General features: G+C 65.3%; 13 protein-coding genes and 2 pseudogenes. 12 read left to right on the forward strand and 3 right to left on the reverse strand.

What is annotated here, in order from left to right; all coding sequences use genetic code 11:
- Nucleotides 1-127 precede the first annotated feature (127 nt).
- Nucleotides 128-325 (reverse strand): annotated as a pseudogene (locus tag ACXMYJ_RS15785) (SLC13 family permease); the annotation flags it as partial.
- Between the two features lie 486 nt (nt 326-811).
- Between ACXMYJ_RS15785 and ACXMYJ_RS15790 the strand changes: the two are divergent.
- The 5 genes and pseudogenes from ACXMYJ_RS15790 to ACXMYJ_RS15810 all read left to right on the forward strand — a co-directional run.
- Nucleotides 812-1,033 (forward strand): annotated as a pseudogene (locus tag ACXMYJ_RS15790) (2Fe-2S iron-sulfur cluster-binding protein); the annotation flags it as partial.
- The gene (locus ACXMYJ_RS15795) at nt 1,030-1,677 is read left to right on the forward strand and encodes an FAD binding domain-containing protein (protein WP_460357513.1); all 648 of its coding nucleotides are present in this window, start codon (nt 1,030-1,032) and stop codon (nt 1,675-1,677) included. The pseudogene ACXMYJ_RS15790 and the gene ACXMYJ_RS15795, both read left to right, overlap by 4 nt.
- On the forward strand, nt 1,674-3,809 hold the full coding sequence (locus ACXMYJ_RS15800; protein ID WP_460357516.1) for a xanthine dehydrogenase family protein molybdopterin-binding subunit: 2,136 nt from the start codon (nt 1,674-1,676) through the stop codon (nt 3,807-3,809). The genes ACXMYJ_RS15795 and ACXMYJ_RS15800 overlap by 4 nt, the downstream gene beginning before the upstream one ends.
- Nucleotides 3,810-4,100: 291 nt before the next feature.
- Nucleotides 4,101-4,529 carry a PPOX class F420-dependent oxidoreductase gene (locus ACXMYJ_RS15805; protein WP_460357518.1) on the forward strand — a complete coding sequence of 143 codons (429 nt, stop codon included), beginning with the start codon at nt 4,101-4,103 and terminating at the stop codon, nt 4,527-4,529.
- 460 nt (nt 4,530-4,989) lie between these two features.
- Nucleotides 4,990-5,898: a hypothetical protein gene (locus ACXMYJ_RS15810; RefSeq protein WP_460357520.1), complete on the forward strand. Its 909-nt coding sequence runs from the start codon at nt 4,990-4,992 to the stop codon at nt 5,896-5,898.
- Between the two features lie 267 nt (nt 5,899-6,165).
- Here the strand turns inward: ACXMYJ_RS15810 and ACXMYJ_RS15815 are convergent, their stop codons facing one another.
- Nucleotides 6,166-6,549, reverse strand: a complete 384-nt coding sequence (locus tag ACXMYJ_RS15815; protein WP_460357522.1) for a DUF2267 domain-containing protein — start codon at nt 6,547-6,549, stop codon at nt 6,166-6,168.
- A 249-nt stretch (nt 6,550-6,798) separates the two neighbouring features.
- Between ACXMYJ_RS15815 and ACXMYJ_RS15820 the strand changes: the two genes are divergently transcribed.
- From ACXMYJ_RS15820 to ACXMYJ_RS15840, 5 genes are all read left to right on the forward strand, one after another.
- Nucleotides 6,799-7,524 carry a type 1 glutamine amidotransferase domain-containing protein gene (locus ACXMYJ_RS15820; protein ID WP_260756063.1) on the forward strand — a complete coding sequence of 242 codons (726 nt, stop codon included), beginning with the start codon at nt 6,799-6,801 and terminating at the stop codon, nt 7,522-7,524.
- An 18-nt stretch (nt 7,525-7,542) separates the two neighbouring features.
- Nucleotides 7,543-8,154 carry a hypothetical protein gene (locus ACXMYJ_RS15825; protein WP_460357525.1) on the forward strand — a complete coding sequence of 204 codons (612 nt, stop codon included), beginning with the start codon at nt 7,543-7,545 and terminating at the stop codon, nt 8,152-8,154.
- 88 nt (nt 8,155-8,242) lie between these two features.
- Nucleotides 8,243-9,298 carry an MBL fold metallo-hydrolase gene (locus ACXMYJ_RS15830; protein ID WP_460357528.1) on the forward strand — a complete coding sequence of 352 codons (1,056 nt, stop codon included), beginning with the start codon at nt 8,243-8,245 and terminating at the stop codon, nt 9,296-9,298.
- A gap of 179 nt (nt 9,299-9,477) precedes the next feature.
- Nucleotides 9,478-9,711, forward strand: a complete 234-nt coding sequence (locus tag ACXMYJ_RS15835) for a hypothetical protein (protein WP_443188260.1) — start codon at nt 9,478-9,480, stop codon at nt 9,709-9,711.
- A 25-nt stretch (nt 9,712-9,736) separates the two neighbouring features.
- Complete coding sequence (locus tag ACXMYJ_RS15840) at nt 9,737-10,294, forward strand: type 1 glutamine amidotransferase domain-containing protein (RefSeq protein ID WP_460357530.1); 558 nt, start codon at nt 9,737-9,739, stop codon at nt 10,292-10,294.
- 48 nt (nt 10,295-10,342) lie between these two features.
- Here the strand turns inward: ACXMYJ_RS15840 and ACXMYJ_RS15845 are convergent, their stop codons facing one another.
- Nucleotides 10,343-10,684 (reverse strand): putative quinol monooxygenase, encoded by a 342-nt coding sequence (locus ACXMYJ_RS15845; protein WP_443188262.1) that lies wholly within the window; start codon nt 10,682-10,684, stop codon nt 10,343-10,345.
- 376 nt (nt 10,685-11,060) lie between these two features.
- Here ACXMYJ_RS15845 and ACXMYJ_RS15850 point away from each other — a divergent pair, with 376 nt between their 5' ends.
- Together ACXMYJ_RS15850 and ACXMYJ_RS15855 are read left to right on the forward strand one after the other, a co-directional pair.
- A complete protein-coding gene (locus ACXMYJ_RS15850; protein WP_443188263.1) occupies nt 11,061-11,870 on the forward strand; it encodes an inositol monophosphatase family protein in 810 nt (269 codons plus the stop codon).
- A 90-nt stretch (nt 11,871-11,960) separates the two neighbouring features.
- The gene (locus tag ACXMYJ_RS15855; protein WP_460357532.1) at nt 11,961-15,146 is read left to right on the forward strand and encodes a beta-phosphoglucomutase family hydrolase; all 3,186 of its coding nucleotides are present in this window, start codon (nt 11,961-11,963) and stop codon (nt 15,144-15,146) included.
- Nucleotides 15,147-15,159: the final 13 nt, after the last annotated feature.

A 15,159-nucleotide genomic window follows, 5' to 3' on the forward strand; every position in this document is an offset into this window, starting at 1 on the left:
ATCAGTTCCTCGTCACACTGACGGTGCACACGAACAAGATCAATTCGACAACGGCGGCACAGGCCACATCAGCACGCTCAATGACGTCCACATACCCCGTGATCGTCATCCCGAGAGACGGTCAACACACCAGCCCTCCATTGCTGGATAGCGGGCTCATATCGACAATGACCGCGCAGAAAGACAGTGCTGCAACAAATCCGATCAGCCCGAGATCGCCCCTGGCGAGCAGCGGTGCCGCCAGCGGCAGCACGATACCCAGGGTGCCGATGGAGGATCCAACTGCTGATACGGCTGCCACGGCGAAGCACAGGATGATGGCCGTGCCCGGGCGCCCTGCCGGTTTCCATCGCGGCTCGGCCCTCATACATGTGCAGATCAGATCCGCAAAAGGTGGGTAGTGGTTATCCGAACGATCACATCGGTGGGTTGCTCGATGGCGGCATCCGGGACGTCCGGCTCCTGGGCCCAGCGGGGCGAATCCACCACCCCATACTGGTCCTCGCAGGATGATCGAACGCGAATCCCATGGCCCGACTTGCTAATACAGCAGCTGCCGTTGCTCGCCCGACGTCAGGCCGTCCACTCAGGTGATCCGTCGTGCGTGACTCCACCAGCGTCCGAAATCGATCCGAGCGCGGGTAAGGTCGCCAGTTCAACATCAACGAGAATGCTGTGGTTTGAGAGCGCGGCGCGCGGGTAGGCACGCCCGATGGGGTCAGCCCACTTCACCGACATCACCGTGCACGTCGACGGCGTCGAGCGTTCGGCCCGCGTCGACAACCGCGTCACCCTGCTCGCCCTGTTGCGCGAGCATGACGGCTTCCAATGCGGCTACTGCACACCCGGCCAGATTTGCTCGGCGGTCGGCATGCTCGACGAAGTCAAGGCTGGCCCCAGCCACGTCACCGATGACATCGAACAGTCCGCCGAGCTCACCGACGATGAGACCAGCGAGCGCATGAGCGGTAATCTCTGCCGTTGCGTGGCCTATCCCAATATCGTCGCCGCGATTCACGAAGCCGCCCGATGATCCCCGTCGACGACCACCGCGCCACCAGCGTCGCCGACGTCGTCACCACCGTGGCCAACCGCCCTGACGCGATGTACCTCGCCGGCGGCACCAACCTCGTTGACCATCTGAAGCTCGGCATCGTCGAACCCGCACTGATGGTCGACGTCGGCCACCTGCCGCTCACCGATATCGAACAGCTGCCCGACAGAGGCCTGCGCGTCGGCGCCGACGTCCGCAACAGCGACCTCGCCGCTGATCCTGGGGTTCGCGGGCGCTACCCCGTGCTGCCGCCCGGCGCCCTCATCACCGCGATCGAGATTCCCCCGCCGCCCGACGCTGCCCGCTCGATGTACCGCAAGGTCCGCGACCGCGCCTGCTTTGCGTTCGCACTGATCTCGGTGGCTGGCGAACCGGTCGTCCATGACGGCAATGTCGCCTCGGCGCGCATCGCCCGTGGCACCGTGGCCCACAAGCCGTGGCGGGCATATCGTGCGGAGGAGGCCCTCGTCGGCGCCTCCGCCACCGAGGAGCCTTTCCGTCACGGGGAGGATGCCGAGCTAGAACCTGCAGAATCGTTGCCCCGGAACGAGTTCGAGGCCGAACTGACCGGGCGCACGATGGTGGCCACGTTGACCGCCCTGGCCGAAGGAAGGCAACGGTGACCGGCATTGAGCCTCGCGCCATCGGCACCGCGCTGACCCGGCTCGACGGGCGGGCCAAGGTCACCGGCACCGCCCCATACGCGTTCGAGTACCGCGTGAAAGACCCGCTGTACCTCCATCCTGTGCAGGCCACGATCGCCAGAGGACGCATCACGGCGATGGACACCACCGAGGCCGACGCCGTAGACGGTGTCGCGGCCGTGCTGACAGTGTTCGACGCGCCTCGCCTGGCTGATACCTCTGACGGCGACCTGACCATCCTGCAGGACGACCAGGTGCACTACCACGGCCAGATCATCGGCGGCGTCATCGCGGAAAGCGCTGAAAACGCCCGTCACGCTGCCAGTCTGGTGCGGGTGCGCTACGACGCCGATGCTCACGACACCGAACTGCGCTCCGACCACCCGGAGTTGTACGCGCCCGAGAAGGTCAAGTCGTTCTCCACCGACACCTCCGACGGCGATAGCGAGGCCGCGCTGCGCAACGCGCCGGTCACTGTCGATCAGACGTACACCACGCCGCTCGAGCACAACAGCCCGATGGAACCCCATGCCAGCATCGCGATTTGGGATAGCGACGGCGACCGGCCACAGCTGACGCTGTACGACTCCACTCAGGGTGTGCACGCCTGCCGGAAGCAGATCGCGACGACGTTCGGTCTCGACCAAGAGCAGGTGCGTGTCGTGGCGAAGAACGTCGGTGGCGGCTTCGGATCGAAGGGCGCACCGCATTCGCACAACGTCCTCGCCGTCATGGCCGCACAACGCGCCGAAGGGCGACCGGTGAAGTTGGCCGTCACCCGCCAGCAGATGTTCGCGTTCGTCGGCTACCGAACCCCGACCATCCAGCACATCCGCCTCGGTACCCGGCGTGATGGAACGCTGACCGCTGTCAGCCACGATGTCGTCGAACAGAGTTCGCGGGTAAAGGAATACGCCGAGCAGACCGCGACGGCGACGCGGATGATGTATGCCGGCCCCAACCGCAAGACCTCACATCGGCTCGTGCCGCTCGACGTGGCCGTCCCATTCTGGATGCGGGCACCCGGCGTGTGCGCCGGCATGTACGCCCTCGAGGTTGCGATGGACGAGCTCGCCGTCGCCTCCGGCATCGACCCCATCGAGCTGCGCCGCCGCAACGAGCCCGATGTCGACCCCGAGACCGGCCACCCGTGGTCGGACCGCCGTCTCGTCGAATGCCTTCACACCGGCGCCGAGCGCTTCGGCTGGGCACCGCGCGATCCCACACCCGGAATCCGCAGCGACGGCGAATGGTTGGTCGGCACCGGTGTCGCCTCGGCGGTATATCCGGCAAAAACTTCGCCCGGCAACGCCGCCCGCATCGAGACCGTCGCACCTGACCGCTACGCGGTGCAGATCGGGGCGGTCGACATCGGCACCGGAACCTGGACCGCGCTGACCCAGATCGCCGCCGACGCGCTCGGCTGCGAGACGACAGCTATCGAGCTGCAGATCGGGGACACGGCATTCCCGAACGCTTCGGTGGCCGGTGACTCGGCGGGCATCAGCTCGTGGGGTGGCGCCGTCGTCGCCGCCGCGCAGCGATTTCGGCGGGAACACGGCGAACAGCCGGCCGTCGGCACCAGCACCACGGTCGAGGCGCCGACGAGCGAGGAGGCCCAGAACTACGGAATGTATTCGTTCGGAGCGCAGTTCGCCGAGGCGCGGGTCAACCGCGTCACCGGCGAGATCCGGGTGGCTCGCATGCTCGGTGTCTTCTCGATCGGTCGGGTGATCAATCCGACGACGCTGCGCTCACAGCTGATCGGCGGCATGACCATGGGCCTGTCGATGGCGCTGCACGAAGAAAGCGTGCTCGACCACCGCTTCGGCCACGTCGTCACCCAGGATCTGGCCACTTATCACATCAGCGCGCACGCCGACATCCCCGACATCGACGCCATCTGGCTCGACAGCGTCGACGCGCACTCCAACCCGATGGGGTCGCGCGGCGGGGGCGAGATCGGCATCGTCGGCGCGCCTGCAGCGGTGGCCAACGCGATCTACCACGCCACCGGCCTGCGGGTGCGCGACCTGCCCATCACCTGTGACGCGCTACTGGCAGTGCCACCCGGCGGCCGATCGTTGCCGACGAAGTCACCCGAAACGTAGTGACCGCAAACCCCTTCCTGCGCAGCATGACGGGGCCGACGGTGGCGATCGCCCCCTCATTGGTTTGAACCCACCAGGCCCAGTTCGCCGGCGCAATGTTGCGCCGGCGGGGCGAAGCGCGGCTTGACGCGCTGCTGTGAGGTGAGTGCCATGAAGACGGCATCTCGTTCCGTAGCTCTTCGGGCCGACCCGGTCACGATCGACGGGGCATTCCCGCCGCCGACGCGACCACAGTCGCTCGAAATGCTTTGAGCCGGAGCCGAAACCACTCCCGCAGGAAAGGTAAGGACGATGTCGCAGATAACCGATGAGGAATACAGGCGGTTCCTGGGTGCGGGCACCAGAACAGCGAAAGTCGCGACCACCCGCGGCGACGGCCGTCCGCACGTGGTCCCGGTCTGGTTCCTGTTGGACCACGACGACCTTGTCTTCACCACCGGCAAGACGTCCGTCAAGGGCCGCAGCGTGCTGCGCAGCGGCCATGTCGCGGTGTGCGTCGATGACGAACGGCCCCCGTATGCGTTTGTTGCTGTCGACGGCAGGACCACGACCAACGACGATCCAGAGGAACTGCTCAGCTGGACGACCCGCATCGCAGCCCGATACGTCGGCCAGGAGCGCGCCGAGTACTACGGCAAGTTGAATGCCGGACCCGATCAGATGGTGGTGCGGGTCAGGCCGACGCGGGTTGTGTCCGAGAACAACGTCATGGGTGAGTAATCGTATGGCCCAGCCGTCGCGCACACAGTTCACAACGCTCCACCAGAGACTCTCCGAAATCACCGGGCGGTTGAACGCGTTGCCGGCCTCGGCGTGACTGCGCACTATTGCCGCCCTGCATCGCGGCGCGAGGGAGGTGGGGACGACGACTGTTGCGTACCAGACGGATTCGGGTATGTCAGGTAAGCGCGAAGCGCAGCCACGGGCACGTCCACCGCTGAGAACCGATGAGCCCCAGGCCCGAGGTGGTCATCGGTGAGCGCTAGCGGCAGGCGCCGCCGCGGGCATTGTCGTCGCCGCCCCGGCCGGCGTGCCACGATCGGCGCGAGCAGCACCGCATAGCCGGTGCATTTGAACAGAGGGGTGCTGGGAAGGCGGGACCAAGCTGGGCGGCACACCGTTATCGTCGAATAGGTGACATACCGTTGCGCGGAGCCTGACCAGCGTTGCCTGAGTCGCCGTGGCTGCTGATCGACCCCGGGCGTCAGCCGCGTCTCCCTTCGGTGGATCGGACACCGCGGCGGCTCGGGCAGCTGCCCTCACCGAGGCGACCCGCGACGATCCCGCCGGGCGCTTGCGTCTGCTCGAACGGACCTACCGCGGCCCGTACGACGAAGCCGGGAGACACCTGCCGTTTCGCCGCGCGGCCGTGTCGTTCATGGCGTGGCAGTTGCGGCGCGGCGTGCTGAATCCGCTGACGGACCGCCAGCCCGGCAGCCCGTGGTGGCGGGCGGTCAACGAACGGTTGCTGCGCGACCAGTGTGAGGCGGTCGCGGGTGCGGGCGGCGCGGGCGGCGCACCATCGTCACCGACGATCGCGCCGTGGACGGACTTCGTCCAGTCTCCAACGGGCCGCAACTGGTACCGGGCACACAACAAGAGCATCGTCGCTGCCTACGTCGACCACGAAGCGTCCGCGCGCCAGGAGAATGAGGCGGAGCGATTCTTCCTCAATGTGACGCTGGTGCGGGTGCTGTTCGCGCACGCACTGGCCGCGGCGCCCAAGATGGCGTTGGGCCCACTCAGCTCCGTGGCGCGCGTTCTCGGTGATCCCCGCCTGGGTGCTGTCGGACTGTTCATGTCCCTGAGCAAGGTGGTGCCGACGGTTTATCCCGCCGATCGAGAGGTCAAGGTTTATCTCGCTGATGAGAACCGGCTGAGCCGGCTGCTCGACTACGGCGTCATCGTGCCCCGCCTGCAGCGTCTGTACGCCTGGTCCGCGAGTGAACTCGAGCAACCTGAACTCCTGCGCTTCATTCGGGACGGCGCGCCGGTCTATGCCTGGCCGTACGAGTCGCGGTGGGTATGGCAACCCGCCACCCCCACGCTGCCGACGCGGCTGGTCCGTGCGGCGACGGTGCCTCGTTAGACTGCCGGCCTGATCTTGTCCGCGAGCGCGGCCAGGTAGGCAATCGCAGTGGGCCAGGTGCCTTCGGCGTGGCGATAGTCACGGGCGAAAGTTATTGTCGCCAACTGTAAATCGGTGTCGCCGGGGTCGACGGCGTACCCTTTAGAACCACAGGATGCATCAATTAATCGTCAGGTTCACCTGATGCGCCGCGCCCTCTCCATGTCATCGGTCTTCCGCAACCTACATCGACAGGCTGTTGCGCCAACGCAGGAGGCGCTACACCGGCTATGGCGGATTAGGCGAGGTGAGCAGCCTGGTGAAGTCCACAGGGAGCTGTGACATGAAGTCGTTGAACTCTTTGCGGTCAACCGCCTCCCGCAACGTCAGCAGGACCGCCTCCACACCGGTCATGGTCTCGGCCTTGGTCAGTCTGGTGCGGCCGCTGACACGCACGATCAGATCATCCAGGTCGAACAGCTCCGGACCTTTGCTGTTCCATCGCACCGAGTTGACGAGGTCCTCGGGGAGCGCTCGGATGAGGTGCTTTACCTCTCCGGCGCTGACTCGCATCGACAAGACCTCAAGTACCGCGCGGGTCAGATCGGCTGCCTCTCCCTTCGAGAGCATCGTGCGCTCGGCGACTTCGCGATAAAACTCCGGAGCATCCATCGGGTCATCTCCAACTGTCTGTTCCACAGACGACGGTTCCACCGGAGAATGCCCGCTTCTGCGTTGCACCGCACCAACCTGTGGTGAGTAAGACTCGATGGAGCACCTGTTCTGGCAGATCGAGAGCGCCGCAAAGGACCCTCAGGTCTAGCGAAGCCGACAGTTTTCGCACCTGTGTGTCCAAGACCCGAGGCAATGTCAGAGGCAGCATGTCGACGAAGACGGTCGGATCATCAAAGGAGGTACTCGATGGCTCGAATACTGATTGTGCTCTCCGGCAGCGATCACTGGACGTTGTCTGATGGCACCCGCCATCCCACTGGATTCTGGGCCGAAGAATTCGTCGAGCCCCATCGCACCTTCCGCGACGCGCAGGTCGACGTCGACATCGCCACCCCCGGTGGTGTCCGGCCGACCGTCGACCAGGTCAGCCTGGCGCCCGACCGGGCCGGCGGCGAAGAGCGTGCCGCCGAGCTTCGCAGCTACTTGGAATCGCTGGAGCACGAGCTCGCCGCGCCGATGTCGCTGGAGCACGCCGCCGACAACCTCGGCAACTACGACGCCGTCTTCATTCCGGGCGGCCACGGGCCGATGGAAGATCTGCCGGACTGTCGACCGCTCGGCCGAATTTTGACCGGTCTGTTCGCCACCGGACGTGTCGTCGCTGCGGTCTGCCACGGGCCGGCCGGATTGCTGGCGGGCCGCCGCGTGGACGGCGCCTGGCTGTTCGCCGGCCGACGGGTGACCGCCTTCACGAACGAGGAGGAGCGACAAGCGGGTCTGGCCGACCGTGCGAAGTGGCTCTTGGAGACCCGACTGCGCGAGGAGGGTGCGGACTTCGACCAGGGGCCGCCCTGGCGTCCGCACGTGGTGGTGGACGGGCACCTTGTCACCGGCCAGAATCCGGCGTCCTCCAAGCAGGCAGCCGAACGAACGCTTGCCGTCCTCATGGCGGCACAGTCCCCGTCGTCATGACGACTGAAGGAGCCACGGATGCATGTTCGGTACACGCTGATCACCGCCGACCCTGAACGGATTGACGACGCAATCGCATACCTCGCTTCTGACGGCCGATCGAGCCTCGAGTCAGAACCTGGCGAGAGAGGAATGTCGCTTCAGGTATCTCCCGACCTGGCGGTCGCGGTCCTCGAGTCGTTCTGGGTCTCACACGACGCCATGCGAGAAAGCGAACGCGTAGAGGCCGGTGTCCGCGACGAGGCGATCCGCCTCGCGCTCGGCACCGCCTCGGTCGAACGTTTCCGGAGGGCGAGCGTGACTCGGGTCGGGCGAGAAGAGGCCGGAGCGGGCGTGCGCCACACCGTCTATCAGACGGATCCGGCCGTCCTCGACCAGGCGATCGCCGGATATGAAGACACAGTCGTGCCTTGGCTGACGGAAACCGTCGGGTTCGTCAGTGCAGCCCTGCTGGTCGATCGCCGGTCGGGACGACAACTCAGCCAGACCATTTGGCGCGACATCGATGCGTTGGTAAAGAGCCGTAGTCCTGCCGCAGCGATCCGGGTGGACGCCGTCGCGGCGACCGACAGCACCGTAGTCGCACTCGACGAGTTCGGGCTCGTGTTTCGGTCGGCCCGAGCGGAATGATCCAGTGCCGGTCCGACATCTCATCCCACTGGCAGACGCCGCGTACTGACACCTACCCGTCGAGGTTCACGAAGCGCACACTGAAATCATGTGCGGTAACGGCAGCGGGCTCGCCGACGAGGTGGCGGCTTCCAGCCCGCGCCGAGCAGAAGGCCCGGCGGTGGACCCGATCGCCTTGGAACCGGTCGATGAGGTAATCGTCACCACCCTGATGGACAACAGCTACGACGCGCTGATGGGCGATACCGGACCCGCCCGCCGCACCTCGTTCACCCGGGTACCCGAGGTTGCGGCTCCGCAATACGTAGACGGTCGCACAGTACCTGGTTTGGTCGCTGAGCACGGATTCTCGGCGCTCGTCTCGACTCGCCGCGGAAACACCACCCACACAGTCTTGTTCGATACCGGGGTCTCCCCGGAAGGCATGGCCACCAACATTGAGCGCCTAGGCCTGGACGTGACCCCGATCGAGGTGCTGGTGCTCAGCCACGGCCACTTCGACCACGCCGGCGGCTTTCCCGGCCTGGCCCGGCTGCGCGGACGAAGCGGGATGCCGCTCACGGTTCACCCTCTGGTGTGGAGCCGGCGCCGCCTGGCGCTACCCGACCAAGACCACTGGACGATGCCAACCCTGAGCCGCTCGGCCCTGGAGGCCGAGGGATTCGAGGTGATCGAACGGCGGCAACCTTCGCTGCTGCTGGACAAGTCGGTGCTGATCACTGGAGAGGTCGACCGCACCACCGACTTCGAGCGCGGCATGCCGAATCACGAGGCGTGGCATGACGGGCGTTGGGAACCCGACCCGCTGATCCTCGACGAGCAAGGGCTGGTGGTGCACGTCCGCGGACGTGGGCTCGTCGTCATCACCGGATGCGGCCACGCCGGCGCGGTGAACATCGCCCGCCACGCGATGCGGTTGACCGGCGTGGATCGACTGCACGCACTGCTCGGCGGCTTCCACCTCACCGGCCCGGCGTTCGAACCCATCATCGAACCCACTGTCGCCGCCTTCACCGACATGGCGCCCGACCTGCTGGTCCCCGCGCACTGCACCGGCTGGAAGGCCCAGCACCGCCTTGCCGCCGCGTTGCCCGCCGCGTTCGTGCCGAATGCGGTCGGGACCTCGTACGCGTTGGCAGGATAAGCAGCCTGGCGATCCTCGAGTCAGCGAGTCGTGCGGCAGGCTGTCAGCGAATTATCCTGGGAAACACTGCTTTTAGCAGAGGGTCAGGACCGAAGTGATTCCTCGTGACAAGTTCGGGGGCTCAGAATCGACCTGCTGGGTCGACCACTGCCGACGAACGAGTGAATACCGTTGACCGCATGGCTAAAAGCACAGAAAACCAGCAGACCACCGACACCCAAACCGAGAACCAGTCCACAGATTTAGCGGCGCCCGGAGGTAACCCGGACAACCGTGAAACCGTTCAGAACATGGACGCACCCGAACTACGCAATGCCGTGATAGAGCTGCTCACGATCATCGACGATTCCGATGACATGGACGTGGTCATCACGATTTCGGACGACGGCACCGTCGTCGTCGAGGCCGCGTAGGCCGACGAGCACTGGGGAGAATCTGTTGACACAGGAACTTCGAGGCCAGCGCGTCGGCATATTGGCCGCCGACGGAGTCGAGCGGATCGAACTCGAGCAACCCCGCGGGGCGTTGCACGGCGCGGGTGCCATGACCGAGGTCATCTCGCTGCATCCCGGCGAGATTCAGGCTCGGCAATCGGACATGGAGTCGGCCGGAACCTTTCCCGTCGACCGCGTTGTCGCCGACGTGTGCGTTGACGACTACGACGCGCTCCTGATGCCGGGCGGAACGGTCAACCCTGACCAACTGCGAATGAACGCCGACGCGGTCGGCTTCGTCAAGGCATTCGCGAACACTGGCAAACCGATCGGAGTGATCTGCCACGGTCCGTGGACTCTCGCCGAAGCGGACGTCATCCAGGGAGTGAGGATCACGTCATGGCCGAGCATCCGAACGGACCTCCGGCGAGCGGGAGCGGACGTCGTCGATGAGGAGGTGGTGATCGATCGTCAGTTCGTCTCCAGTCGATCACCCAACGACCTACCGGCTTTCTGCGCCGCAATAGTGGCCCAGTTCGCGAAGGCGAAACAGCACACCTGACGCGCAGACCCGCAGCCCTCCGGCGGCGGGCGAAAGCACGGAAACGGCTCAGTGCGTTGCGGTCGGGCTGTCCTCGTGCCGAGGGGCACCGGCCGGGAGCTTTGCGGCGAGGACATCGGCTGTTTCGAGTACCGGGGTTTCCTCGAAGAGATGGTCATTGGCTTTGAGTGCTGCGGCAACCTTCCCGGTCAGATGAGCCTTCCTGGCGACCTCATCGGGAAACACCATGTACAAACCGAATTCGAGCAACCCGAAGCGAACAGCGAACCACGCAGTAGTGCCCGGTTCTTGCTCGACATCCGCGAGACCGCCGGACAGCAAATCCGCAACCTCTTGCGACTTGGTGGGCTTGGCCACGAGCCGCGCAGCCAACGCATATGTGGCGGTCATGATGTGCTCCTGAACAGTGGACAACGTAGCGGGAGTGTCGGTACTTCAGGCTAGGTTGGGCGGGCCTGGGGGAAATGGCACCGGCAGCAGCAACTGCGCACGCCCAATTCGGCCTGCCAGGTCGAATGTGCTGGTGAACGTCTGCTACACAACGATTCCCACCACCCCACCTTCCGCGGCAATTCTGCCGAACCAATTGGCGCACGTGCACTGTGCATGGCACACGAGGCTGATTCGCCGCCAGAAATTCACCGCGCCAGACGGAGGTATCCGCCGTCTCGGCGGGGCACCATGTCGCCCTGATGAGGGGCGGCGCTTCTAGCGGCTGGGGCGCCATCCAAGCAGCCCAAATGCCCTTTCGATGGTGAGGACCGGCATGAATAACACCGCAGATGACCTGGCTCTCGCGCTGTCGTTGGCAGACGAGGCCGAATCGATGACGATGCCTCGGTTTACGGCCGTGGATCTCTACGCGAAGGCCAGGCTGGAGGACGAGCCACTAACAGATGCTTACCGCGACGTCGACGTCGCTCTCCGCAGAAGACTGGCCATGAAGCGACCGCAAGATGCGATTCTCGACGAAACGATCCGCGGCCCAGAGCTGTTAGCCGGACGACGCTGGGTCATCGAGCCGCTCGACGGCAGGAGGAATTTCCTCCGCGGGGTACCTTTCTGGGCCACCGTTGTCGCCCTGATAGTCGACGGCGTGCCAACCGTGGGTGTCGTCGCCGCCCCCGCTCTGCGTCGGCGGTGGTGGGCAGCAGCCGGGCAAGGCGCGTTCGCAACGCGGTGGACTGAGCCGACGCGACGGCTGGCTGTATCGGCGATCGATGACTTGGGGACAGCCAATCTGACCTTCTCCAGTCTGGCCGGATGGGGCATTCTCGGCATGCGCGAGCGCTTCATCGTCCTGACCGACGACGTCTGGCAGGCACGCGGTTACGGCGATTTCTACTCGTACTGCCTGGTGGCCGAGGGAGTCGCCGACATCGCATTGGCTGCGCAAGCGTCCACCCGGCAGTTCGCGGCCCTCGACGTCCTGGTGCGTGAGGCCGGCGGCACATTCACAGACCTGGAAGGTTCGCCCGGACCACACGGCAAGACCGCCGTCGCCACCAATGGCCCACTACACAATGCGGTCCTTGGCCGCTTCTACGGCGCCGCAGCGGTGCCTCAGCCGGTGTGAGCACCTGGCAGACAAGAAGCATCCGAGACCGTGCTTTTTGCCCCGGCGGGTCGAAGTCGGCCGGGCATGCCGTCAATACACTCGACACATATGGCGGCAACCACGCCCCGCGATAAACCGGGTTACCACGCGTTCGTTTTTGACATGGACGGCGTGGTCACCGACACCGCGAAGATTCACGCCGCGGCATGGAAAGCCCTGTTCGACGAGGTGCTGACCCGGATCGGAACACCCGGTCAACCGCCGTTCGATCCGGTACGCGACTACCTCACCTACATTGACGGCCGCACACGCGAGGACGGTGTCAGGGCCTTCCTGGCCGCCCGCGGCATCGAACTGCCGGAGGGCAGCCCGGACGACGGCCCGGATCGGATGACCGTTCACGGGCTCGCTGAACGTAAGCAGCAGCTGTTTGCCGAAGCCATCGCCCGCACCGGGGTCACGGTGTTCCCCGATGCCGCCGATCTTCTCGCCAAACTCCTCGACCGCGGCATTCCCACCGCGCTCGTCACCGCGAGCCGCAACGGCCGGGCCGTCATCGACGCCACCGGCCTTTCTGGCATGTTCACCACCATCGTCGATGGGTCCGACGTCGCGCGGCTCGGGTTGCGGGGCAAGCCCGACCCTGCGATGTTCCTCGAGGCTGTAGATCACCTTGGTGTGGAACCGGCCGACGCCGTCGTCCTCGAAGACGCCATCGCAGGCGTGAAGGCAGGTGTGGCAGGTGGTTTCGGGCTCGTCGTGGGAGTCGACCGGGTGGGACACGGCGCCGAGCTGGCCGCAGCGGGCGCCCATCTCGTTCTCACCAGCCTCGATCAACTCGACGCGGTGGTGCGTGACGGCGGGCAGGCCGGCAAGTGGATCGGCGGTGCCGACAGGACCAGCTCCGATGCTTGGCACCTCGTGTACGAGGACTTCAACCCACTGCTTGAGGGAACACGCGAGGCGCTCTGCACGCTCGGCAACGGGTACTGGGCGACGCGCGGCTCGGTACCGGGTTCCATCGCCGACGGCGTGCACTACCCGGGTACCTACGTCGCCAGGATCTACAACCGGGTCATCAGCACCATCGGCACGCGAACGATGGAGACCGAACACCTGGTGAACACGCCTGACTGGACATACCTGACGGTCCAAACGGCCGACGGGCCTGTGCTGCGTCCGGGTATTCCTGAAATGCTCTCCCACCACCAGGACCTTGATCTGCGTGCCGGAATGCTGACCCGCGTCAACAGGTATCGCGATCACGACGGACGAACCACGAAGATCACATCGCGTCAGATCGTCTCATTATGTGAAACGCACACCGCCGCCTTGGAAGTCACGATTGAGGCCGAGGACTGGTCGGGCGAGGCGACTGTGGAGTCCGTCATCAATGGCGCAGTCGCGAACCGAAATGTCGCTGCCGATCTTCAACTCACGTCGCAGCATCTCGAATCGGTCGGCTCGACGGTCGTCAACGACAACACAGTGCGCCTCGAGGTGCGGACCAACCAATCGGTTATCGACATCGCGGTGGCGGCGCGGCATCGCGTCGGCCCCGCCGAAAATGTTGCAGACCGGCGGCCGATCGCTGAGGAAAGCCGTGCCGGCCATGCGTTCACCATTGTCCTCCGGGCCGGCGTCCCGGTGACTGTCGAGAAGACCGTGGCCGTGGCGACCTCGCGCGACAGCGCCATCTCCACCGCAGCACTGGATGTGGACAAGCGCATCGCACGCGCGGGAAGGTTCGATGACCTCCTGGAAGGGCAACGCACCGTTTGGCGGGACATCTGGCAGCGGTTCGGCATCGGCCTGGAGATCGGGTTCGAGCAGGCATTGGCACTCAACTTGCACATCTTTCACGTGCTGCAGGTGGTCGTCGCGGCCGACACCGATCTCGATGCGGGCCTGCCCGCGCGCGGGTTGCACGGCGAGGGCTATCGCGGACACATCTTCTGGGACGAGCTTTACGTCTATCCGTTGCTGACCATGCGGAGGCCGGCACTGACCCGCTGCTTTCTGCTGTACCGATATCGGAGGCTACCCGCAGCGCGGGATTTGGCGTGGACCAACGGTTTTGATGGCGCGATGTTCCCCTGGCAGTCGGGCAGCGACGGCCGCGACGAGACGCCGAGCGAGCTGTTGAATCTCCGTAATGGCCAATGGATGCCGGACAATTCCCATCGACAGCGTCATGTCGGCCTGGCGGTGGCCTACAGCGCGTGGCAGTACTACCAGGCGACCGGCGACAAGGGCTTCCTCGAGGACTACGGCGCCGAGCTCATCGTGGAGGTCGCTCGGCTGTTCGCCAGCATGGCAGTTCACGATCCGGTCGATGACCGGTACAACATCAGCGGCGTGATGGGACCCGACGAGTATCACGACGGCTACCCGGATGCCCCGGGCCTGGGTGTCCGGAACAACGCCTACACAAATGTGTTGGCGGCCTGGGTATCAGCACGGGCAGTCGACACGGTCGACCTGCTGGTCGGCTGCGACTGTGTCCCGCTGTGGCGCCGACTGGACATCAGGCCGGGAGAACGCGAGCACTGGCAGCGGGTGAGCCGACGGATGCGGGTGCCGTTCCACGAAGGCGTCATCAGTCAGTTCGAAGGATACGAGGCGCTGCAGGAACTCGACTGGGAGAGCTACCGCGAGCGCTACGGAAACATCGGGCGGATGGACCTGATCCTGCAGGCAGAAGGCGACTCCACGAACAGATACAAGTTGTCCAAGCAGGCCGATGTCGTGATGCTGTTCTGTTTGTTCTCCACCGAAGAACTGCGTGAATTGTTCAACCAGATGGGTTACTCCCTTGATCCAGATCTCGTGCAGCGCACGGTGAAGTACTACGAGGCGCGCACGACGCACGGCTCTACGCTGAGCAGGGTCACCCACAGCTGGGCGTTGGCCCAAAGCGACGTCGCCCAGTCGTGGTCGTTGTTCACCGAAGCCCTCAAGGCAGACCTGCAGGACACTCAGGGCGGAACGACTCGCGAAGGGATCCACCTTGGGGCGATGGCCGGAACGGCCGACATAGTGCTGCGCTGCTACGCCGGTGTGGAGACACGGGGCGACGTGCTTCACCTCAACCCGATGCTGCCGAACGAGATCGGCCGGGCGTCGTTCGAGATCATCTACCGCGATCAGCCGGTGGACATCGAGTTGACCCACAAACATGCGCGGCTGCGGCTGTTGCCGTGCGCAGCCGACCCGATCGAGGTGTGCGTGAGGGGCACCAAGAAGACCCTGGGCCCGGGCCAATCGTGGGCGGCGCGTCTTCCCGCCCGCTAAAGGCCTGGACGTC

The sequence above is a fragment of the Mycobacterium sp. ZZG genome, assembly GCF_054786995.1.